Origin of the sequence: Myxococcus hansupus, from assembly GCF_000280925.3 — a bacterium.
GTDB lineage: Bacteria > Myxococcota > Myxococcia > Myxococcales > Myxococcaceae > Myxococcus > Myxococcus hansupus.
This window is the reverse complement of the sequence record NZ_CP012109.1, coordinates 1,521,410-1,543,259: the sequence shown is the minus strand read 5'-3', so window position 1 is coordinate 1,543,259 and position 21,850 is coordinate 1,521,410. Positions and strand designations below refer to the sequence as shown.

At 69.6% G+C, this 21,850-nt stretch carries 12 protein-coding genes; all 12 read right to left on the bottom strand.

Annotated features, from left to right (window positions below; genetic code table 11):
* Positions 1–16 precede the first annotated feature (16 nt).
* Entirely contained in the window at positions 17–7,984 is a 7,968-nt protein-coding gene (gene agmC, locus A176_RS06410) for an adventurous gliding motility protein AgmC (RefSeq protein ID WP_420811426.1), read from the bottom strand.
* Positions 7,985–8,402: 418 nt separating this feature from the next.
* Positions 8,403–9,635: a cell division protein FtsA gene (gene ftsA / locus A176_RS06405; protein ID WP_002634374.1), complete on the bottom strand. Its 1,233-nt coding sequence runs from the start codon at positions 9,633–9,635 to the stop codon at positions 8,403–8,405.
* 46 nt (positions 9,636–9,681) lie between these two features.
* Positions 9,682–10,536, bottom strand: coding sequence for a cell division protein FtsQ/DivIB (locus A176_RS06400; RefSeq protein WP_002634375.1), 855 nt, complete (start codon positions 10,534–10,536; stop codon positions 9,682–9,684).
* A 154-nt stretch (positions 10,537–10,690) separates the two neighbouring features.
* The gene (locus A176_RS06395) at positions 10,691–11,647 is read right to left on the bottom strand and encodes a D-alanine--D-alanine ligase (RefSeq protein WP_002634376.1); all 957 of its coding nucleotides are present in this window, start codon (positions 11,645–11,647) and stop codon (positions 10,691–10,693) included.
* A complete protein-coding gene (murB, locus tag A176_RS06390) occupies positions 11,644–12,576 on the bottom strand; it encodes a UDP-N-acetylmuramate dehydrogenase (RefSeq protein WP_002634377.1) in 933 nt (310 codons plus the stop codon). The genes A176_RS06395 and murB overlap by 4 nt, the downstream gene beginning before the upstream one ends.
* Before the next feature lie 5 nt (positions 12,577–12,581).
* Positions 12,582–14,000 (bottom strand): UDP-N-acetylmuramate--L-alanine ligase, encoded by a 1,419-nt coding sequence (gene murC / locus A176_RS06385; protein WP_002634378.1) that lies wholly within the window; start codon positions 13,998–14,000, stop codon positions 12,582–12,584.
* A complete protein-coding gene (gene murG / locus A176_RS06380) occupies positions 13,997–15,148 on the bottom strand; it encodes an undecaprenyldiphospho-muramoylpentapeptide beta-N-acetylglucosaminyltransferase (RefSeq protein WP_002634379.1) in 1,152 nt (383 codons plus the stop codon). The genes murC and murG overlap by 4 nt, the downstream gene beginning before the upstream one ends.
* Positions 15,145–16,317 carry a putative lipid II flippase FtsW gene (gene ftsW, locus A176_RS06375; RefSeq protein ID WP_002634380.1) on the bottom strand — a complete coding sequence of 391 codons (1,173 nt, stop codon included), beginning with the start codon at positions 16,315–16,317 and terminating at the stop codon, positions 15,145–15,147. Before ftsW ends, murG begins: the two co-directional genes overlap by 4 nt.
* Positions 16,318–16,321: 4 nt before the next feature.
* On the bottom strand, positions 16,322–17,689 hold the full coding sequence (gene murD / locus A176_RS06370; RefSeq protein ID WP_002634381.1) for a UDP-N-acetylmuramoyl-L-alanine--D-glutamate ligase: 1,368 nt from the start codon (positions 17,687–17,689) through the stop codon (positions 16,322–16,324).
* Between the two features lie 19 nt (positions 17,690–17,708).
* Positions 17,709–18,887: a phospho-N-acetylmuramoyl-pentapeptide-transferase gene (gene mraY / locus A176_RS06365; RefSeq protein ID WP_002634382.1), complete on the bottom strand. Its 1,179-nt coding sequence runs from the start codon at positions 18,885–18,887 to the stop codon at positions 17,709–17,711.
* On the bottom strand, positions 18,887–20,287 hold the full coding sequence (locus tag A176_RS06360; RefSeq protein WP_044889604.1) for a UDP-N-acetylmuramoyl-tripeptide--D-alanyl-D-alanine ligase: 1,401 nt from the start codon (positions 20,285–20,287) through the stop codon (positions 18,887–18,889). The genes mraY and A176_RS06360 overlap by 1 nt, the downstream gene beginning before the upstream one ends.
* A gap of 39 nt (positions 20,288–20,326) precedes the next feature.
* Entirely contained in the window at positions 20,327–21,850 is a 1,524-nt protein-coding gene (locus A176_RS06355; protein WP_002634384.1) for a UDP-N-acetylmuramoyl-L-alanyl-D-glutamate--2,6-diaminopimelate ligase, read from the bottom strand.

Genomic DNA, 21,850 nt, shown 5'->3' with positions numbered 1-21,850 from the left:
TCAAGGCCAGCGCGAGTCAGCGTGCCTCGCGCTCCACTTCGACCTTCGCCACGCGGAGGATGGTGAACCCCACGCGGCGGTTGTTCTCGCGGCCCTTCGCCGTCTTGTTGGTGTCCACCGGCTTCGTCTCGCCGTAGCCCACCGCCTCCAGACGGCCCTCGGCGATGCGCTCCTTCACCAGGAAGGCCTTCACGTTGTTGGCGCGGCGCTGGGACAGGTCCAGGTTCTTCGCGTCGTTGCCCTGGTCGTCCGTGTGGCCCTCGATGCGGACCAGCTCCACCTGCGGGTTGGCGCGCAGCACCGCGGCCACCTGCTTCAGCAGCGGGAACGAGCGGGCCAGGATGACGTCCTTGCCGGTCGCGAAGTAGACCTTCTCCAGGATGACGATGCGCTCGCCGTCGACGAGCACCTTCACGGTGCCCTTGTCCGGGCAGCCGTCCTCGTCCTGGAAGCCGTTGATGGTCTCCGGCTCGTTGGGGCACTTGTCCTCGGTGTCGGGGATGCCGTCCCGATCGTTGTCCAGGTCCGGGCAGCCGTCCTCGTCCTGGAAGCCGTCCATGTCCTCGGGCTCGTTGGGGCAGCGGTCGTCCGGGTCCATGATGCCGTCGCCATCCGTGTCCACCGGCGGCGGAGGCGGCGCCACGTCCGGGCAGCCGTCTTCGTCCTCGAAGCCGTTCACCGTCTCCGGCTCATTCGGGCACTTGTCCGCCGTGTCGGGGATGCCGTCACCGTCGTTGTCCGGGTCCGGGCAGCCGTCCGCGTCCTGGAAGCCGTCCTTGTCCTCGGGCTCCGTCGGGCACTGGTCGTCGATGTCCAGGATGCCGTCGCCATCCGTGTCCACCGGCGCGGCCTGCGGCGGCTCACGCGACGGGTCCGGGCTGTAGCTGAAGCCCGCGAGCAGCCGGAAGCCCGGCGTGCCATAGCCCCGCGTGAGGCCCGGCCCACCGCCCACGTGCGCGGAGAAGCCGCCCAGCGCGCGGTACTTCAGCGCCGCCAGCAGCTCCAGCGGGCGCTCCTCGGTGTTCTGCTGGTCCAGGCCCACCGCGCCCACCACCGTGGCGGCGAGCGCCAGCGGCACCTCGCGCACGGAGAAGGGCACCTCGGCGCCCACGCCGTAGGACACCGCGTTGCCGATGTTCAGGTTGCGAAGCTGCTGCTTCTCGCGAAAGTCCACACCCACGTTGGCGGCCACGCGAAACCGCTCGCCGTACTCGGCCACGACACGCGGCTGCACCCCCAGCCCGGAGCCGCCGAGGAAGTCCGAGCCACCGCCCGTGGGCAGCACCACCGGCACCGTCAACGCGAGGGAGAAAGAGCCCTCCTCCAGCAGCCGGGCCTTGGGCACCAGCCGCAGGTCACCGATGCCGCCCGAGCCCACGCCTTGCGCGAAGGACGGGTCCACCATGGGCGCCGCCTGCGAGCGCTGAATCGTCACCGGCAGCAACACACCGAGTTCGAAGCGATCGAAGAGGCCCACCGAGCCCATCAGGTCGATGCCCACCTGGCTCCGCACCAGGGCCGTGATGTACCGGCCCGAGCGCGGGTCCATGAAGTTGAGCGGCTTGTCCGCGTAGTTCACGGACATGCCCACGTTCCACCCCAGGTGGGAATGCACCTGGGCGCTCTGCACGCCCAGGATGTCCTTGGAGCTGGGGCCCGGCTTGTACTGCTGCACGTCGATGGACTGCGAGGCGGACAGCGACGGCACCTGCGCGGAGGCAGGCACCGCCACCATCATGCCCGCCAGCGCGAGCACCGCCGCGGCCACCGCGGAGAACCCGCTGGCCCGCCCCGCCGTGCGGCGGAAACGGCCCAGCAGCGGCAGCCCGAGGAGCAGCAGCGCCAGCGGAGCGAAGGTGCCCGCGCCGCTCGTGCTGCAGCCCCGGCCGGAGATGATGAAGTCGTCGTTGCCATCCAGCGGGTTGGTACCGCCCGCGACTTCCTCACCGTCGTTCACACCGCCGTTGTCGGTGTCCGCCTTGTTCGGGTCCGTCTCACCGTTGTCCCACGCACCGTTGCGGTTGGCGTCCTCGACACCGTCGAGCAGGCCGTCACCGTCCGTGTCCGGGTTGAGCGGATCCGTCGGGTTGGCGCCCTTCACTTCCACGCCATCCGTCAGGCCATCCGCGTCCGTGTCCGGGTTGTTCGGGTCCGTCTCCGTGGCGTCGACGCGGCCGTCGCGGTTCACGTCCTCCTCGCCGTCACGCAGCCCGTCACCATCCGTGTCCGGGTTCTTCGGGTCGGTGGTGGTGCTCGGGTCCGCGTCCGGACGGAAGTTGGGCGAGGTGCGGTCGGTGTCCGCGTGCGCGGTCTCCAACGTGATGCCCGCCTCGGTGCCGTCCAGGATGCCGTCGTTGTCGCTGTCGGGGTCCAACGCGTCGATGAGGCCGTCACCATCCGTGTCGGTGATGCCGTCGAGGCCGTCGGGGATGCCGTCGTCGTCCGTGTCCGCGTCGTTCGGGTCCAGGCCCAGCGCGATTTCCGTCGCGTCGTCGATGCCGTCACCGTCGCTGTCGACGTCATCCGCGGGGTTGAGCGGATCCGTCTCGCCCGGGTCCACGCGGCCGTTGCGGTTGGCGTCCTCGATGCCGTCCCACACGCTGCCGTTGTCCGTGTCCGGGTTGAGCGGGTCCGTCGTCGTCGTCGGGTCCGCGTCCGCCACGAAGCGCGTCATGTCGGTGCCGGTGCCCTGGGGCGCGGTGAGACCGATTTCCAGACCGTCGGAGAGCAGGTCACCGTCGGTGTCCCAGAGCTTCGGGTCCGTCTCACCCTGGTCGACGATGCCGTTGTGGTTGGCGTCCTCGTTGCCGTCCAGGATGCCGTCGTCGTCCGTGTCGTCGTCGAGCGGGTCCGTGCCAGCGACGTTCACCTCGATGCCGTCCGGCAAGCCGTCACCGTCCGTGTCGGGGTTGTTCGGGTCGGTGCCCAGCGCGATCTCCTCGGCGTCCGACAGGCCGTCGCCGTCCGAGTCCACCGCCACCGTCCAGCTATACGTGGCCGGCGTGGCGTCCACGTTGCCCGCCGCGTCCACCGCGCGCACCGACAGGGTGTGGTTGCCTTCCGCCAGGCCGGTGAACGTCACCGGGTCCGTGCACGCCACATAGGCCGCGCCGTCCAGGCTGCACTCGTACGTCACCGGAGACTCGTCCGAGTCGAAGTCGAACGTCGCCGTGGACGGCGCCTCCGACAGCGGCGGACCGGAAATGATGAGGGTGTTCGGCGCCGTGGTGTCCACGGTCCAGGTGTACGTCGCCGGCGTCGGGTCCACGTTGCCGTCGGCATCCACCGCGCGCACCTGCAGCGTGTGCTCGCCGTCGTCGAGCCCCGTGAAGGTGGCCGGGTTCGAGCACGGCGTGAAGGCCGCGCCGTCCAGGCTGCACTCGTACGTCACCGGGGACTCATCCGAATCGAACTCGAACGTCGCCGAGTCGCTGTTGGAGAGCGCCGGCGGCGTCACGGTGAGGGTGGTCTGCGGCGGCTCCGCGTCCACGGTGAAGGTGTGCGTCACCGTCGAGCTGGTGTTGCCCGCCTCGTCCACCGCCGTGACGGACACCGTGTGGCTGCCCTCCGACAGGGTGTCGCCCACGGGGAGCGTCCAGTTGCCGGCGCCATCCGCCTGCGTCGTCCCCACCGTCACGCCGTCCACCACCACCGTCACGGTGCTGTTCGGCTCGGCGGTACCGGAGTACGTCACCACCGCCACGTCGAGCACCGCGCCGTTGGCCGGCGTGGTGATGACCACCACGGGCGCCGCGGTGTCCACCGTCCACGTGTGCTCGGCGGGCGTCGGGTCCACGTTGCCCGCCGCGTCCACCGCGCGCACCAGCAGCGTGTGCGAGCCATCCGCCAGCGGGCCGAACTGCGCCTGCGCCGGGCACGCCACGAAGGGCGCACCGTCCAGCGAGCACTCGTACGTCACCGGAGACTCGTTGGAGGAGAAGACGAAGTCCGCCGTGGCGACGTTCGTCAGCGCCGCCGGGCCACTGTCGATGGCGGTATCCGGCGCCGTGGTGTCCACGATGAAGGTGGAGTTCGCCGGCGCGCTGGTGTTCCCCGCCTCATCCGTCGCCGTCACGACAACGGCGTAGGGCCCATCCGCCAGCGTCACCGGCGGCGAGAAGGTCCAGTTGCCGTTGGCGTCGACCGGGATGGGGCCATACTCCGTGCCCCCCACCGTCACCATCACGGAGTCAGCGCCATCCGCCGTGCCGGTGATGGTCACCACGCCGCTGTCCAGCACCGCGCCGTTCGCGGGCGAGGTGATGAGCGGCGCCGCGGGCGGCGTGAGGTCCACCGTCCAGGTGTACTCGGCGGGCGTCGGGTCCGCGTTGCCCGCAGCGTCCACCGCGCGCACCAGCAACGTGTGGTCCCCTTCCGCGAAGCCCTCGAAGGTCACCACTTCCGCGCAGGGCACATAGGCCGCGCCGTCCAGGCTGCACTCATAGGTGGAGCCCGGCTCGGAGGACTCGAACTCGAAGCTCGCCGTGCTCTGCGAGGTCGGCGTCGCCGGGCCGCTCACGACGAGCGTATCGGGCGGGGCCGTGTCCACCGTCCAGGTGTACTCGGCGGGCGTCGGGTCCACATTGCCCGCCGCGTCCACCGCGCGAACCATGAGCATGTGCGCCCCGTCCACCAGGCCCGTGAACGTCACCGGGTTGGAGCAGGGAGCGAAGCTGTTCCCGTCCAGGCTGCACTCGTAGGCCACCCCGCCGCCCTCCGAACGGAACTCGAACGTCGCGGACGTCGCGTTCGTCAGCAGCGCCGGGCCGGACTCGATGAACGTGTCGGGCGCGGTCAGGTCCACGATGAACGTGCTCGTCACCGGGCCCGCGGAGTTGCCCGCCGGGTCCACGCTGATGATGGACACCGTGTGCGGGCCCTCGTCGAGGTCGTCCGGCACGGTGAAGGTCCAGTTGCCGTTCTCATCCACGAGGACGGGACCGTAGGGAGTGCCATCCACCTCCAGGTAGATGTCGCTGCCCGGCTCACCCGTGCCCGTCAGCGTCGGCGTCGAGGTCGCGACCTCCTCCTGGTCCGCGGGCGAGTCGATGGTCGGCAGCACCGGCGGCGTGGTGTCCACCGTCCAGGTGTGCGTCGCGGGCGTCGGGTCCACGTTGCCCGCGCCGTCCACCGCGCGCACCGTCAGCGTGTGACTGCCTTCGCTCAAGCCCGTGTACGACTGCGGGTCCGTGCACGTCACGAACGGCGCACCGTCCAGCGAGCACTGGTACGTCACCGGGCTCTCGTTCGAGCTGAAGTCGAACGTGGCCGTGGTTGAGTTCGTCGCCGCCGGGGGACCGCTGACAATCGTCGTGTCTGGCGGCGTGGCGTCCACCGTCCACGTGCGCGACGCGGGCGTCGGGTCCACGTTGCCCGCCGCATCCACCGCGCGCACCAGCAGCGTGTGCGAACCGTCCGCCAGGCCCGTGAAGGTCACCGGGTCCGTGCACGCCACATACGCCGCGCCGTCCAGCGAGCACTGGTAGGTCACCGGGCTCTCGTTCGAGCTGAAGTCGAACGTCGCGTCGCGAGTCGTCGTCGTGCCCGACGGGCCGCTGACAATCGTCGTGTCCGGCGGCGTGGTGTCCACCGTCCAGGCGTACGTCGCGGGCGTGGGGTCCACGTTGCCGGCCGCGTCCACCGCACGCACCGACAAGGTGTGATTACCCGGCCCGATGCCCGTGAAGGTCACCGGGTCCGTGCACGCCACATACGGCCCACCGTCCAGGCTGCACTCATACGTCACCGGGCTCTCGTTCGAGCTGAAGTCGAACGTCGCGCTCGTCGAGTTCGTCGCCGCCGGAGGACCGCTGACAATTGTCGTGTCCGGCGGCGTCGCGTCCACCATCCACGTGCGCGACGCCGGCGTCGGGTCCACGTTGCCCGCCGCATCCACCGCGCGCACCAGCAACGTGTGCGAGCCATCCGCCAGGCCCGTGAACGTCACCGGGTCCGAGCACGACACGTACGCCGCGCCGTCCAGCGAGCACTGATACGTCACCGGGCTCTCGTTCGAGGTGAAGTCGAACGTCGCACTGCGAGACGTCGTCGTGCCCGTGGGGCCACTGACAATCGTCGTGTCCGGCGGCGTGGTGTCCACCGTCCAGGCGTAGGTCGCGGGCGTCGGGTCCACGTTGCCCGCCGCATCCCGCGCACGCACCGCCAACGTGTGACTGCCCTGGCCCAGCCCCGTGTACGTCCGCGGGTTCGAGCACGCGACGAACGGGCCACCATCCAGGCTGCACTCATACGTCACCGGGCTCTCGTTCGAGCTGAAGGAGAACGTCGCGCTCGTGGAGCCCGACACCGGCGGCGGACCCGTCACAATCGTCGTGTCCGGCGGCGTCGTGTCCGACGCGACGGTGAACGTGTTCGTGTTGCTGGTCGCGGAGACCACGCCCTGGAGCGTGGCGTAGGCGTTCACGGTGTGCGCGCCCGTCACCAGGTCCGTGGTCGGCGTGTAGGTGAAGTTGCCCGAAGCATCCGCGGGCACCCGAGCCACTTCCACACCATCCACGAAGATGACCACCGTGGAGTTCGCCGGAGCCGTGCCCGAGATGGCCGGACGCGGCCCCGTGGTGGAGCCGTTGGCCGGCATCACGACCACGGGCGCAGCCAGATTCATGGGGAAGGCGCCGGGAAGAACGGTGACGACACCCACGTTGCCCGGGGCGGCGCCGTACGTAAGCCCGTCCGGAGCGCTGGCCGTCGGCTGCGTACCCGCGGCACCACCAGTCACGACAGGGGTGCAGGTTCCGGACGCGGACTGCAACAGCATCCGGCCACCACCACCACCACCGCCCGTTCCGTGCTGGTCATACGTCGTGCCGCCACCGGCGCCACCACGTGCCCTCACAGTATTGGCAGAGCACGTCAGGGCGCCGGTGACGCGCAGGTAGACGGTACCTCCAGCACCAGCGCCGCCCGCGGCGTCATTGCCAATCCCCTGGGCGTTGACTCCCGCCAGGCCGTCCGCCGTCACACGACCGGCTCCGGTGAGCGAACTCGCGCGGATGAACACGACACCGCCACCCGCGCTGCCCCCACCGGCCGCGCCGTCGTTGCCATGGCCCGCGCCACCACCACCGCCGAACAACGCATAGGACACCGCATCGAAGGTCAACTGGGCGCCGCCGAGCCCGCCCACGGGCCGAGAGAATGCGCCGCCCTCCTCACCGACCCACGTCCGCCCACCCATGCCGCCGGCACCCGCATTGCTCCCGCCACCGCCACCCGAGTTGTGGCAGACGCCACCGCCACCCGCGTTGGCGATATTGCCCCGGCCCGTCGTCAGGCCCGTCGGACCATCAGGAGGGAGCGCATCTCCTCCAAACCGGTTGGGGACCAGGCCCTCGCCCTTCGACGTCCCGTTCAGGTACTGATCATCAGGTCCCCACGCGTCGTCCATGCCTTCGCAGCCATCTCCGCCACCGTTCCACGCGAAGCCACCCCGGAACCCGCGACCATCCGCGTGGATGGCGCCCGCGTTGGTCACCGCGCCTTGCGACAGGAAGGCGAGCACGCCGCCCGTGGTGCCGTTCCACGGCTGCGCCACGAGGCTTCCCCCTGCATTCACCGTCACCGTGGAGTACTCGGGCACCCGGATCGCCTGCGTGCCCGTGGCCGTGTAGGCCCCCGTGAGCGGCTGCGAGAAGGTGAGCCGCGTCGCCGTGAGGGCCGAAACCCGCGCGAACTCCCAACGGCCCACCGTGTTTCCCGTCAGGGTGATGGGCGTCTGACTGCCCGACGCCGGAACCGTCCCCAGGCCCGTCGTCTGGTGCACCATCACCAGACTGCCCACCGAAAAGCCCGTGGACGAGGCCACCGTCACGAAGTTCTGCCCGGCGGGCGCCGCCGCCGTCACGCGCGTGTAGACGTTGATGGGGGGTTGGCCCCGTTCACCGTCAACGCGCCGCTGGTTCCGTTCCCCAGCCCGAAGGTGTCCGCGGCGCCCATCGCGACCGGGCCGAGCAGCGCCACGCACAACAGCACCAGAGGTGCGATGGCGGGCCGGATGCGTCCTCGGAAAACCCGACTAGCGAGAGGGACTTGATTGGTCTCTTGATTCATAAACGTGGGTCGTTGGGGGGAGTGGGCCCAGCGGCAAATGCCGCACATAGCAATCCGGGAGCCATCGTCTGTCCACTCTACGACCGTCGACATTCCGAGGATTTCAGCGCCCCGCTCCCTGGGTTCTCCGGGCCCCATCCGAACCACGGATCCAGATTCCGGAAACTGGACCGATTCGGGCACGCCGGAGGGCAACCCACCAGGTCGGCTGACGCGTCAAATCCGGACGCTGACGCGTCAATCGGGACGCAGGGTGTGGCCCACGGCCAACAAAAAAGGGCCCCCCTTTCGGAGAGCCCTTCGGCGACGCGGTGGGCGCTCGGCCCGGTGCGTCAGAAGATTTCCTCGAGCCACTCCCGCATGCGGCCCTTCACCTTCTTGTACACGTTCTCCTCTCGGATGCGGAACATGCGCCGGTCCAGGTGGCGGGCGCCGTAGACGACCAGGCCCACGCCGGTGGCGTACATGGGGCTCTTCACCACATCCACCAGACCGCCGATGCCGCGCGGCATGCCACGGCGCACCGGCAGGCCCAGGACTTCCTCGGCCAGCTCCGGCATGCCGGCGAGCAGCGTGGAGCCACCCGTAATCACCACGCCCGAGGCCAGCAGGTCCTCGTAGCCGCACTTCTGGATTTCGCGGTGCACGAGCTGGAAGATCTCCTCCACGCGCGGCTCCAGGATTTCGCAGAGAATCTGCCGCCCGAGCACGCGGGGCTGACGCCCCCCGACGCTGGGCACTTCAATGGTGTCGTCCTTGTTGATGAGCGACGACAGCGCGCAGCCGTACTTCTGCTTGATGCGCTCGGCCTCGTGCGCGGGGGTGCGCAGGCCAATGGCGATGTCGCTGGTGAGGTTGTTGCCGCCCAGCGCAATCACCGCCGTGTGGACGATGGAGCCGCCGGAGAAGATGGCGATGTCCGTGGTGCCGCCGCCGATGTCGACGAGGCACACGCCCAGCTCCTTCTCATCCTCACCCAGCACCGCCTCCGCGCTGGCCAGCGGCTGGAGGACGATGTCGGAGACGTTGAGCCCGGTGCGGTTGGCGCACTTGACGATGTTCTGCGCGCTGGACACCGCGCCGGTGACGATATGGACCTTGGCCTCCAGACGGACGCCGGCCATGCCCAGGGGCTCCTTGATGCCGCCCTGGTCGTCGATGATGAATTCCTGCGGGAGGACGTGAATCACTTCCCGGTCGAGCGGAATCGCCACGGCCTTCGCCGCGTCGATGACGCGCGCGATGTCGGCCTCGCGGACTTCCTTGTCCTTGACGGCGACGATGCCCTGGGAATTGAAGCCCTTGATGTGGCCTCCGGCGATGCCCGTGTAGACGTGGGAGATTTCCGCCCCCGCCATGAGCTCCGCTTCCTCCACCGCGCGGCGGATGGAAGAGACGGTCGCCTCGATGTTCACCACCACGCCCTTGCGCAGACCCTTCGACGGATGCGTACCGATACCGATGATGTCGATGCCGCTGTCGGTCAGCTCTCCGACGATGGCGCAGATCTTCGTCGTGCCGATGTCGAGGCCGACGATGATCTCCCCCGACTTCTGCTTCGCCATGACAACCCTCCCAGGCCCCCCACTCTCGTGAAAGGGGCGCGTCCGCTTACCGCTTCGAAGTCCCGTTCCTCTCGGACACGGGACTCGAAATCTTCACCGCCACCCAGCCGGGCCGGGCACGGTTATCCAGGTGAATGATCTCCGCTGCAAGCCCCCTCGCACCCAGTTCGCGCCGGACACGGGCCAGACGTTGCAGCTTGACCTCTGAATCTCCTTCACCCAGGCGCACTTCCTGCCCGGACGCCGCCACCAGCGTCAGGCTCTGCGCCTCCAGGCGAACCTCCGACAGTTGCTCGGTCTTGTCGGGTGACAGCCGCGAATACGCGCTCGCCACCTCCAACGCCGACCGGAAGCGCTCCCGCGCCACCGCCGGGTCCGCCACATAACCTTCCCGGTCCAGCCCCGTCACCAGGGGCAGGTCCAGGCCGTCGCCCGGCGTCACCCGCTTGAAGGGCTCGCCCTGGTCGTCCAGGACGTACAGCTCCCCCAGGACGGCCATGGCCACCGGCGTGTGCTCCGTCACCTCCACCGACACCCGGTTGGGGAACCGGCGCGTCACCTCCACCGTGCGCAGCCAGGGGTGCTGGTCCATGGCGCGCTCCAGCGCGGGCACGTCCAGCGTCCACAGGTTCTGCCCCTTCGTCAGCGCCGCCAGCCGCAGCAGCTCCACCCGCGAGGCGCGCTGGAGCCCGGAGAAGGACACCGCCTCCAACTCGAAAGTGGGCGACGTCAGCGCCCACTCCCGCAGCGCCACCCCACCCCACACCAGCAGGCCCGTCATCGCCGTCAGGCCCAGGACCTTGAGGACCCCCGGCGCCTTCGAGCGCACCACGCCCCGGACCGCCTCGCTCTGCTGGGCGGCGTCCTGACGGCGGCGGTTCTTGGATTTACCGAAGGCCATGGGGAGAAAACGGTTGACGCATGCTGTGCGCGGTTGGGGAGCCACGCCAGTTTTTGGCTACAGCCACGTCGCTGTAGCGCAATGCGCTGCACAAGGGGTTCGTAAATTTTCGGGGAGGCCCGACGCCAAGTTGCGCCGGACCGAAAACGAACGCTCAGGTCTTGAGACACGCCCCCAGCAGCAGGCGTTCACACAGGGCCGGGAAGTCGATGCCGCGACCGGCGGCAATCTTGGGCAGGAGGCTGGAGGCCGTCATGCCCGGCAGCGTGTTGGTTTCCAGCAGGAACACATCGCCTCCGTCGGTGACGATGACGTCCGAGCGCGAGCCCCCGCTACACCCCAGGGCTTGATGCGCGGCCAGGCACACGTCGTTCACCCGCGCATACTGATCCGGAGGCAGGGGCGCGGGGAAGAGATACTGCGTGCCCGTGCCCGCTTTGTACTTCGCGTCGTAGTCGTAGAACTCGCGCGCGGCGCGGACCTCGATGACGCCCAGGGCCTCATCGTCCAGGACTCCACCCTGCACTTCGCGTCCCTTGACGAACTGCTCCACCAGCAGCGTGCCCGCGTACTTCGCCGCGTCCGTCACCGCGGCCTCGTAGGTGTCCCGCGTCTTGCAGATGTGCACGCCCACGCTGCTGCCTTCGCGGCTGGGCTTCACCACCACTGGAAACGGGAAGGGCAGGCTGTCCGCCGCCGCCAGCGCGGACGCCGCGTCGCGGAACGCGCGGTACGCCGGCGTCGGAATGCCGTGCGCCACGAAGACCTGCTTGGCGTAGACCTTGTCCATGCCCAGCGCGGAGGCGAGCACGCCGCTGCCGGTATAAGGAATGAAGAGCGACTCCAGCAGCCCCTGGAGGCAGCCGTCCTCGCCGTAGCGGCCGTGGACGGCCAGCCACGCCACGTCCACCTTCTCCGCCGCCAGCCGCGCGGGCAAATCCCGGCCCACGTCGATGTCCACCACGTCGTAGCCCAGCGAGCGCAGCGCCCCGGACACGGCCTCGCCGGTGCGCAGGGACACCTCACGCTCGGCGGACATGCCTCCCAGGAGCACGCCCACACGCTTCCGCTTGAGCTCGTCCTTCGTGAAGGCACCGCGGTTGGCAGTCACAAGAAGTCTCCCAGGCGCTTGACTTCGGGTTTCATGTCGACGCCGGACTGCTCGAGCACCCGCACTTGCATGAAGGTGACGAGCCCCAGCACGTCGCGGGCGGTGGCACCGCCCAGGTTCACAATCCAGTTGGCGTGCAGGGGGGACACCTGCGCGCGTCCCAGCGAGTACCCTTTCAGGCCCGCCAGTTCAATGAGCCGCCCGGCATGGTCGCCCGGCGGGTTGGTGAAGACGCTGCCGAAGTTGGGTTGGCTGAGCGGTTGTGTCCGTTTCCGGTAACCCAGGTCCGCGTCCATCACCGCCTTGGAGGCCACCACGTCCCCCTTGCGCAGTGCGAAACGCACCCGGGTGATGACGCCCCCCGGCGGCAGCTCGGAGTGCCGGTAGGCGTGCGGAATCTCCGCCTTCGTCAGCCACCCCACCCCGTCCGCGGTGGCCAACTCCACCGCCTCGATGACGCGGAACGCCTCGCCATTCTTGGTGCCGGCGTTCATCGACACCGCGCCCCCCAGCGTCCCGGGGATGCCGGCGAGGAACTCCGCCCCCACCAGCGCGTGGGCGCGCATGACGTTGATGAGCCGGACGATGGCCGCCCCCGCCCCCAGCGTGAGCCGCCCTTCCTCGGCGCCCACGTCGGCCACCTCCGGGAAGAGGTCTCCGGGGAGCTTCAGCGTCAGGCCGGGCACCCCGCCGTCCCCCACCAGCGTGTTCGCGCCGCCGCCCAGCACCGACACCGGGAGGCCCTCCTCGCGCGCCAGCTTGAGCAGCGCCACCAGCGCGTCGGGGGAGCGCGGGCGCACCAGCACCTCGGCGGCCCCTCCCGCCCGGACGCTGGTGAGCGGGGCCAGCGGCTCGCCGGCCTTCACGTCACTGCCGCCCAGCGACTCCACGCGCGCGGCCAGCGCCGTCTTCACGCCTGCTTCCACCATGGCGGCTAGTCCTTCGCCAGGCGGGAGGTGCGCAGCAGCTCGAGCAGCTCCGGCCCCACGTGGGTGATGTCCCCGGCGCCCAGCGTCAGCACCAGGTCTCCCTCGCGCAGGCGCGGCAGCAGCGCCGCCGGCAGGTCCGTGCGCTTCTCCACGAAGGTGACGTCGCGGTGGCCGTGGGCGCGGATGGCGTCCGCCAGCGCGTCGCCCGTGGCCCCCTCGATGCGCTCCTCCCCCGCCGCGTAGACGCTGGTGACGAAGAGCACGTCCGAGTCATTGAAGGAGGTGGTGAACTCCTTCATCAGGTCATGCGTGCGCGTGTAGCGGTGCGGCTGGAAGGCCACCACCACCCGGCGCCCGAAGGCCCGCCGCGCGCCGGCCAGCGTGGCCAGCACTTCCGTGGGGTGATGCGCGTAGTCGTCCACCACGGTGATGCCCTGCGCCTCGCCGCGCACGGTGAAGCGCCGCTGCACGCCGCCGAACTCGGCCAGCGACTCGCGCACCGTCTCCAGCGGGATGTCCATCTCCTCCGCCACGGCGATGACGGCCAGCGCGTTGAAGGCGTTGTGCGCGCCCACCATCCGCACGCGGAACTCGCCCAGCGCCTCTTCCCGGCGGTAGGCCTGGAAGCGCGTGGTGAAGCCGTCCAACTGGATGTTCTCCAGCCGGTAGTCCGCCATGTGCGAGCTGCCGTAGGTGACGAAGCGCTTCTCGATGCGCGGCAGCAGCGCCTGGACGTTGGGGTTGTCCAGGCACAGCACGTTGAGGCCGTAGAAGGGCACCCGGTTGCAGAACTCCACGAAGGCGGACTGGAGCGTCTCCAGGTCGCCGTAGTGGTCCATGTGCTCCGGGTCGATGTTGGTGACGATGGCGATGGACGGGTGCAGGTGCAGGAAGCTGCCGTCGCTCTCGTCGGCCTCCACCACCATCAGCTCGCTCTTGCCCAGCTTGGCGTTGGAGTCGAGCACGTTCACCTTGCCGCCCACCACCGCCGTCGGGTCCAGGCCCGCCGCGCTCAGCACGGTGGCCACCATGGACGTCGTCGTCGTCTTGCCGTGGCTGCCGGCCACCGCCACCGCGTACTTCAGCCGCATCAGCTCCGCGAGCATCTCCGCGCGGGGGATGACGGGAATCTTCCGCTGGCGCGCGGCGACGACCTCCGGGTTGTCCTTGCGCACCGCGGAGGAAATCACCACCACGTCCGCCTGCACCAGGTTCTGCGCGCGGTGGCCCTCGAAGAACGTCGCCCCCATGCGCGCCAGGCGCCGGGTGATGTCGCTCTCACGCAGGTCGGAGCCGGACACCCGGTAACCGAGGTTGAGCAGCACCTCGGCGATGCCGCTCATGCCAATACCGCCGAGCCCCACGAAGTGGACCTGCGCCGCATGGCGCGTCTTGAAGAGACTGGGGGGCTTGTTGCGCGTCACGAATGGCTCCTCGGGGCCTTCTTCTCGGCTTCGACAGGGGTGCGCTCGCGGCCGTTGGGGCCCCACGCCTGGACCATCAGGTCCACGCACACGTCCGCCAGCTCCTTGGCGGCCTCGGGGCGGCCCAGGAGGCCCGCCTTCTTCTCCATGCTCTTGAGGCGCTCGGGGTGGCCCTTCAGCTCGCGAATCGTCTGCGCCAGCTTCTCCCCGGTGAGCTCCGACTCGCGGAACATCAGCGCCGCGCCCGCATCCACCAGCGCCCGCGCGTTGACGGCCTGGTGGTCGTCGGTGGCGTGGGGGAAGGGAATCAGGATGCTGGCCTTCTTGCAGACGGTCAGCTCCGCGAGCGTCGTCGCGCCGGCCCGACACACGACGAGGTCCGCGCGGGCGTAGGCGCTCGACATGTCGTCGATGAACTCCACCACCTCCGCCTGGAAACCCTTGTCGGCGTAGCCCTTGCGCACCGACTCCAAGTCGTTCTTCCCCGTCTGGTGGACGAAGTGCAGGCTGTCCTTCAGGTCCCCCAGCGAGTCCAGCGCCTCGGTCATCCGCTGGTTGATGCCCCGCGCGCCCAGGCTGCCGCCAAAGACGAGCACCGAGAAGCGCTCGTGCGCCACGTGGCTGCGCAGGTAGTTGTCCATCAGCTTGCGGCGAATGGGGTTGCCGATGAGCTGGACCTTCTTCTCCGGGAAGAAGGGGCGCGCCTCGTCGAAGGCGATGAACACCACGCGGACAATCTTGCCCAGCACCTTGTTGGTGAAGCCCGGCAGCGCGTTCTGCTCCTGGATGGCGGTGGGGATGCCCATCAGCCACGCGGCCAGCACCACCGGCCCGCTGGCGTAGCCGCCCACGCCCACCACCACGTCCGGCTTCTGCCGCGCGAGGATGCGAAAGGACTCGAAGAAGGCCAGCGGCAGCGCGAAGAGCGCCTTGAGCAGGGACAGGAAGCCCTTGCCCTTGAGGCCCTGCACCTTCACCAGCTCCAGCGGATAGCCTTCCTTCGGCACCACGCGCGACTCGATGCCGCGCTCGGTGCCCACGAAGACGACCTCGTTGCGGTGATGCCGCGTCACCACCTCTTCCGCCAGGGCGATGCCCGGAAAGAGGTGTCCGCCCGTGCCCCCACCCGCGATGAGCACCTTCATCATGCCGCCACCTCCCGCATGTCGGTTCCCACCCGGCTGGGCCTCGCGGCCCCCTGGGTGTTCGCGCTCAACGACAACAACACTCCCGCCGCGCCCATCAGCACCACCAACGATGAACCTCCGTACGACACGAAAGGCAGCGTCAGGCCCTTCGTGGGGAGCAGCCCCATGGCCACGCACATGTTGACCGCCGCCTGGAACGCGATGATGGAGCTGATGCCCAGGCCCAGGTACGTGCCGAACGTCTCGCCCGCCGCCAGGCTGGCCCGGACGCCGCGCCACAGCACCACGCCGTACAGCACCACCAGGATGCCCACGCCAATCAGCCCCGTCTCCTCCGCGATGATGGAGAAGATGAAGTCCGTGTGCGCCTCCGGGAGGAAGAAGAGCTTCTGCCGCCCGTCGCCCAGCCCCAGCCCGGCCACGCCGCCCGAGCCGATGGACATCAGTGACTCGGCCACCTGGTAGCCCACGTCATGCCGGTGGGCCCACGGGTCCATGAACGCGAGGATGCGCTTCATGCGGTACGGGCTGGACGCAATCGCCACGTAGGCCAGGGGCAGCGCCAGCAACACCATGCCCACCAGGTAGCTCAGCTTCGCGCCGGCCGCGAACAGCAGCACGAAGAGCATGAACACCAGCAGCACGCTGCTGCCGAAGTCCGGCTGCATCATGCAAAGCAACACCAGGATGCCGCACAGGGCCAGGTGCGGCACGAAGCCGACGGAGAACTTCGCCACCTTCTCCCGCTTCTTCGCCAGCGAGTAGGACAGGTAGACGACCCACGCGAACTTCGCCACCTCCGCGGGCTGCAGGCCGAAGCCCGGCAGGCGAATCCACCGCCGCGCGCCACCCGCCGTGCTGCCGATGCCCGGGATGTTCACCAGCACCAGCAGGACGATGGCCGCCAGCAGCAGCGGGTAGGCCCAGCGCGCCAGCCGGCGCCAGCCGACCTTCATCGCCATGGCCATGGCGCCCAGGCCCAGGCCCGCGGCGACGAGCTGGCGCTTGAGGAAGTACAGGCTGTCGCCCAGCTTGTCCTGCGCCAGCACCGCGCTGGCGGAGTACACCATCACCAACCCGAAGCTCACGAGCCCCAGCACCGCGCACAGCAGCACCGGGTCGAAGCGCACGAGGGCGGTGGACGGAGAAGGAGGAGAAGAGCTCTTCATGCCGTCACAGCGCCTCCACCAGGCGCTTGAACGACTCGCCCCGGTCCTCGAAGTTCTTGAACTGGTCGAAGGACGCGCACGCGGGCGACAGCAGCACCGTGTCCCCGGGACGCGTCAGCTCCCGCGCCTTCGCCACGGCCCGGTCCAGGGTGCCGCACGCGTGGACCTGCGCCGCGCCCGCGTAGGCCTGGGCCAGCGTGTCCGCGTCGTCGCCAATGGTGAGCACGCCGTTCACCTTCCCCCGCCCCGCGTCCACCATGGGCGCGTACGGCGCGCCCTTGCCCTTGCCGCCGGCAATCAGCCACACGCCGCCCGCGAACGCGCGCAGGGCCACCAGCACCGAGTCCACGTTGGTGGCCTTCGAGTCGTTCACCCACTCGACGCCGTCCAGCATGCGCACGCTCTCCAGCCGGTGCGGCAGGCCCGGGTAGCCATCCAGCCCCGCCTGCACCGCGCCCGAGGCCACGCCGCCCAGGCGCGCCAGCAGCGCCGCCGCCATCGCGTTCTGCGCGTTGTGGGCCCCGCGCAGCGCGCGGTTCGTCAGGGTGTAGTGCTCGCCCAGGAACGCCAGCCGGAAGCCGCCCGGCTCCGCCACCGCCAGCCCCGCGAGCTTCGGGGCGTCCGCCACCGGCGTGCCCGTGAGGCTGAAGCCGTACACCGGCGCCTTCGCCGCGCGCGCCAGGCCCAGCACGTCCGCGTCGTCCGCGTTCACCACCGCGAAGTCCCCGGCCTGCTGACTCTGGAAGATGCGCGCCTTCGCCTCGCCGTACGCGGCGTGGCTGGGGTACCGGTCGATGTGGTCCGGCGTCAGGTTGAGGATGGCCGCGCCGCGAGGGCGCAGCGCGCGGATGCCTTCCAGTTGGTAGCTGGACAGCTCCACCACCAGCGCGTCCCAGTCCTCCGGGGCCATGGCCGCTTCACTGAAGGGGCGGCCCAGGTTTCCACCCACGAAGGTGCGCTTGCCGCCCGTGGAGAACAGCGTGCCCGTGAGCGCCGTGGTGGTGCTCTTGCCGTTGGTGCCGGTGATGCCGAACAGCGGCACGCTGGACAGCAGGCGGCCCGCCAGCTCCACCTCGCCCCAGACGGCCACGCCCGCCGCGCGCGCGGCCTGGATTTCCGGCAGCGCCAGCGGCACGCCCGGGCTCACCACCACCAAATCTTGCGAGGCGAGCAGCCCCGGCGGCGTCGGGCCGGACACCAACGTGGCGCCCAGGGCCTTCACCTCGTGCCCCACCGCGCCCAGCGCGTCGTCGGAGCGCGCATCCAGCGCCGTGACGTCCGCGCCCTGCTGACGCAGCAGGCGCAGCGCGGCCACTCCGCTCTTCGCGAGCCCGAACACCAGCACCTTCTGACCGGACAGCGCCAACGTCATGGCCGTGCCACCTCCGGGTTCAGCGCAGCTTCAGGGACAGGAGCGCCACGCCACCACAGAGGATGGAGACGATCCAGAAACGGACGATGATCTTCGGCTCCGCCATTCCTTTGAGCTCGAAGTGATGGTGCACCGGCGCCATCTTGAAGACGCGCTTGCCCGTCATCTTGAAGGACGTGACCTGAATCATCACGCTCAGGATTTCGGCGAAGAAGATGCCGTGGATGATGGCGGAGACGACCTCGTTCTTGGACAACATCGCCAGCCCGCCCAGTGCGCCGCCCAGGGCCAGCGAGCCGATGTCGCCCATGAAGACGGAGGCCGGGTAGGTGTTGAACCACAGGAACGAGATGCCCGCGCCGACGATGGCCGCGCAGAACACCGCCAGCTCCGCGCCGCCCGGCACCTGGAGCACGCCCAGGTACTGGTACAGCGGCGTGGCCACCAGCTTCGACACGCCGCCCACCACTTCGGAGTCCGCGATGCTCAGCGTGGTGCCCGCCACGTAGCAGAGCACCGCGAAGGTGATGGCGGACACGATGGTGGGGACGATGGCCAGACCGTCCAGGCCGTCCGTGAGGTTCACCGCGTTGGACGTGCCGACGACGACAATCCACGCGAAGAAGACGTAGAACCAGCCCAGGTCCGGGTTGAACCAGCGCGTGGGGATGAACGGCAGCGTCAGCTTGGTGTTGATGAGCAGCGTGGGGCCGAAGGAACCATCCGGCAGCGTCCACGTCGTCAGCAGGCCGAACACGGCGACCAGGAAGAAGAAGGTCTGCAGCACCATCTTCTTGCGCCCGGCCAGGCCCTTGGAGTTGCGCTTGGACAGCTTGAGCCAGTCATCCAGGAAGCCGATGAAGCCGTAGCCCAGCGTGAGCAGCAGCATCACCCACACCGCGCGGCTCTTCAGGTCCGCGAACAGCAGCGTGCCCGCCGCGATGCACAAGAGGATGAGCGCGCCACCCATGGTGGGCGTGCCCTTCTTCTTCTGGTGCGAATCCGGCGTGTCCTCGCGCACGTTGCTCTGCCCGTGCTGCTTCAGCCGCAGCCGGGCGATGAGCTTGGGCCCGATGAGCATGCCGAGCAGCAGCGCGAAGACGCCCGCGGCGATGATGCGGAAGGTGGGGTAGCGCAGGAAGTTGAGTACGCGCCCCGCTTCCGTGTTCTGGATGACCTCGTAGAGGAGGTACAGCACTAGTGGTTTCCTCCGGGGACGGCCGAGCCCGTCAGGGCGGCCACCACCCGCTCCAGCCGCATGCCGCGGCTGCCCTTCACCAGCACCACGTCCCCTTCGCGAAGCCGCGGCGACAACCACGCCATCAGCGGCTCCACCTCGGTGAAGTGGGCGGCGGAATCACCCATGGAAGCGGACTCCCAGCTCTTCACGGAGCGGGGTCCGAAAAATGCCGCCAGCGTCGCGTGCGAGGGCACCTGGCCGCCCAGGCGCGCGTGCTCCTCGAGCTCGCCCGGTCCCAGCTCCAGCATGTCCCCCAGCACCACCACCGCCCGGCCACCCGCGGACACCAACGTGCCCAGCGTCTCCAGCGCGGCGTCCATGGAGGCCGGGTTCGCGTTGTAACAGTCGTCGATGACCGTCACGCCGTGCTGCCCGTCCACCACGTTGAGGCGCCGTGAGTACGGCCGGGCCGACTCCAGGCCCCGCACGCACTCCTCCGGCGTGTAACCCAGCGCCAGCGCCACCGCGAAGGCCGCGGTCGCGTTCTGCGCGTTGTGCGGACCCACGAAGTGCAGCCGCACCGGCCACTCGCGGCCCAGGTGCCGCACCGTGGCCACCATGCCCTCGCGGCCCAGCGTCCTCACGTCCGCCAGGCGCACGTCGGCGTGCTCGGCCCGGCCGAACGTCAGCCGCTGCGCGCCGCTGCGCTCCGCCTGCGCGGGGATGAGCGCGTCATCCACGTTCACCACGATGGTGGTGCCGTGGCCCATCTCCTGGAACAGCTCGCCCTCCGCCGCCGCCACGCCCTCGATGCTGCCCAGCCCTTCCAGATGCTCGGGCTGGACCACGGTGATGACACCGGCATCCGGCAGGACGACGCGCGCGAGCCGCTCGATTTCCCCCGGCTGGTTCATCCCCACTTCGATGACCGCCGCGACGTGGCGCGGCTCCAGCCGGAAGAGCGTCAGCGGGACGCCAATCTCGTTGTTGAGGTTGCCCTCGGTCTTCAGCGCCGGCCCGCGCGTGTCCAGGATGGCGGCCACCATCTCCTTGGTGGTCGTCTTCCCGTTGGAGCCGCCCACCGCGCACACCGGAATCCGGAAGCGCTGACGGTGGTGCCGCCCCAGCGCGCCCAGCGCCCGCAGGGTGTCCTCCACTTCATAGAGGACCCACCCTTCGGGCAACGCGGGCAAGGGCCGCCCGCGTGCCACCACCGCGCCAGCCGCCCCGCCCTTCGCCGCGACGTCCACGAAAGCGTGGGCGTCGAAGCGCTCACCCACCAAGGCCACGAACAGGCACCCGGGGGTGAGTGCCCGGGTGTCGGTACAGACGGTAGCGTAGGCGGCCGGGGCCGGGCCGCCACGCCGGGTCGCCCCGGTCGCCTGCACCACCTCTTCGTCGCTGAAGGAAGCTGCCATGGTGTGAGAGATGGGCGGGTCGACGGGGCGCGTACGGCTTCAGCCAGCGATGCGGTTGGCCAGCGCCTTCGCGGCCACCTGCCGGTCGTCGAAGGCGAGCTTCTCCGCCCCGACGTGCTGGTACGTCTCGTGGCCCTTGCCCGCGATGAGGACGACGTCGTCCGCGGACGCCAGGCCAATGGCCTGCTCGATGGCCGCGCGGCGATCCGCGTCGACCAGGTAGCCCTTCTCACCGCTCTTCGCCTTGCCGGCGGAGATGCGGCGCAGGCCGCTCTTCTCGATGCCCGCGGACACCTGGGAGATGATCTCCTCCGGGTCCTCGGTGCGGGGGTTGTCGCTGGTGATGACGGCCAGGTCGGCGCCCTCACCGGCCACCGCGCCCATCAGCGGACGCTTGCCCTTGTCACGGTCCCCGCCGCAGCCGAACACCGCGATGACGCGGCCCTTGGCCAGCGAGCGCGCCGCCTCGATGGAGCGCTTGAGCGCGTCATCCGTGTGCGCGTAGTCCACCAGCACCGCGGGGGCGCCGGACGGACCGTAGTTCTCCACGCGCTCCATGCGGCCGGCGACCGGCATCATCCGCTCGACGCCTTCCTGCACGTCGCGCCGCGCGAAGCCCGCGCCCAGGGCCATGCCCACCGCCAGGAGGATGTTCTCCAGGTTGTGGGGCCCCAAGAGCTTGCTCTTGAGCGGGATGTCACCCGCGGGCGTCTTCAGCACGCCCTTGATGCCCTGGAGCGAGTAGCTCACGTCAGCCGCGGAGATCTCCCCGGAGCCCTGACGGCTGAACTTCCACGCCATGCGCTTCTGGCCGCGCTGCTCGTTGTAGATGCGGCTGGCGTAGGTGTCGTCACCGTTCACCACCGCCACGCCCGTGGCGGACAGGTTCTCCGCGAACAGCTTCCGCTTGGACTGGAAGTAGTCCTCCATGTCCTTGTGGTAGTCGAGGTGGTCACGGCTCAAGTTGGAGAAGCCCGCCGCCTTGAAGGTCAGCCCGTGCACGCGCTCCTGCGCGAGCGCATGGCTGGACACCTCCATGACGACCGTCTCCACCCCCGCGTCCACCATCTCCCGGAGGATGCGGTGCAGTTCCAGCGGGTCCGGCGTCGTGTTCGCGCACTCCACCGTCTTCCCGGCGAACTTGTAGCCCAGCGTCCCGATGACACCCGTGGACGCATACGTCGCGGAACTGATCGCCTCCAGCAGGTAGCTGGTGGTGGTCTTCCCGTTCGTTCCGGTGAGGGCCAGCAACGTCAACTGGTCCGCCGGGCGGCCATGGAAATTGGCCGCGATGAGCGCCAGCGCCTTCCGAGCGCTGCCCACCTTGAAGAAGGGCACCTGCGAGGACGGCACCGGCTTCTCCGACACCACCGCCACGGCGCCACGGGACACGGCCTCACCGATGAACTGGGCCCCATCCTCCTTCGTGCCAGGAATGGCGACGAACAGGTCTCCCGGCTTCACGCGGCGCGAGTCCTGCGTCACACCGGTGACGTCAACCGCGGAACGGCCGCCCGAGGTCTGCTCGGCACCACATCCTGCGAGGACATCCGTCAGCTTCAT

Bases quoted from the DNA above. Each gene is read 5' to 3' on its own strand.
- A176_RS06355 (WP_002634384.1), bottom strand. From the start codon at position 21,850: ATGAAGCTGACGGATGTCCTCGCAGGATGTGGTGCCGAGCAGACCTCG.
- murG (WP_002634379.1), bottom strand. From the start codon at position 15,148: ATGATGAAGGTGCTCATCGCGGGTGGGGGCACGGGCGGACACCTCTTT.
- A176_RS06400 (WP_002634375.1), bottom strand. From the start codon at position 10,536: ATGGCCTTCGGTAAATCCAAGAACCGCCGCCGTCAGGACGCCGCCCAG.
- ftsW (WP_002634380.1), bottom strand. From the start codon at position 16,317: ATGAAGAGCTCTTCTCCTCCTTCTCCGTCCACCGCCCTCGTGCGCTTC.
- murB (WP_002634377.1), bottom strand. From the start codon at position 12,576: ATGGTGGAAGCAGGCGTGAAGACGGCGCTGGCCGCGCGCGTGGAGTCG.
- ftsA (WP_002634374.1), bottom strand. From the start codon at position 9,635: ATGGCGAAGCAGAAGTCGGGGGAGATCATCGTCGGCCTCGACATCGGC.
- A176_RS06360 (WP_044889604.1), bottom strand. From the start codon at position 20,287: ATGGCAGCTTCCTTCAGCGACGAAGAGGTGGTGCAGGCGACCGGGGCG.
- murD (WP_002634381.1), bottom strand. From the start codon at position 17,689: ATGACGTTGGCGCTGTCCGGTCAGAAGGTGCTGGTGTTCGGGCTCGCG.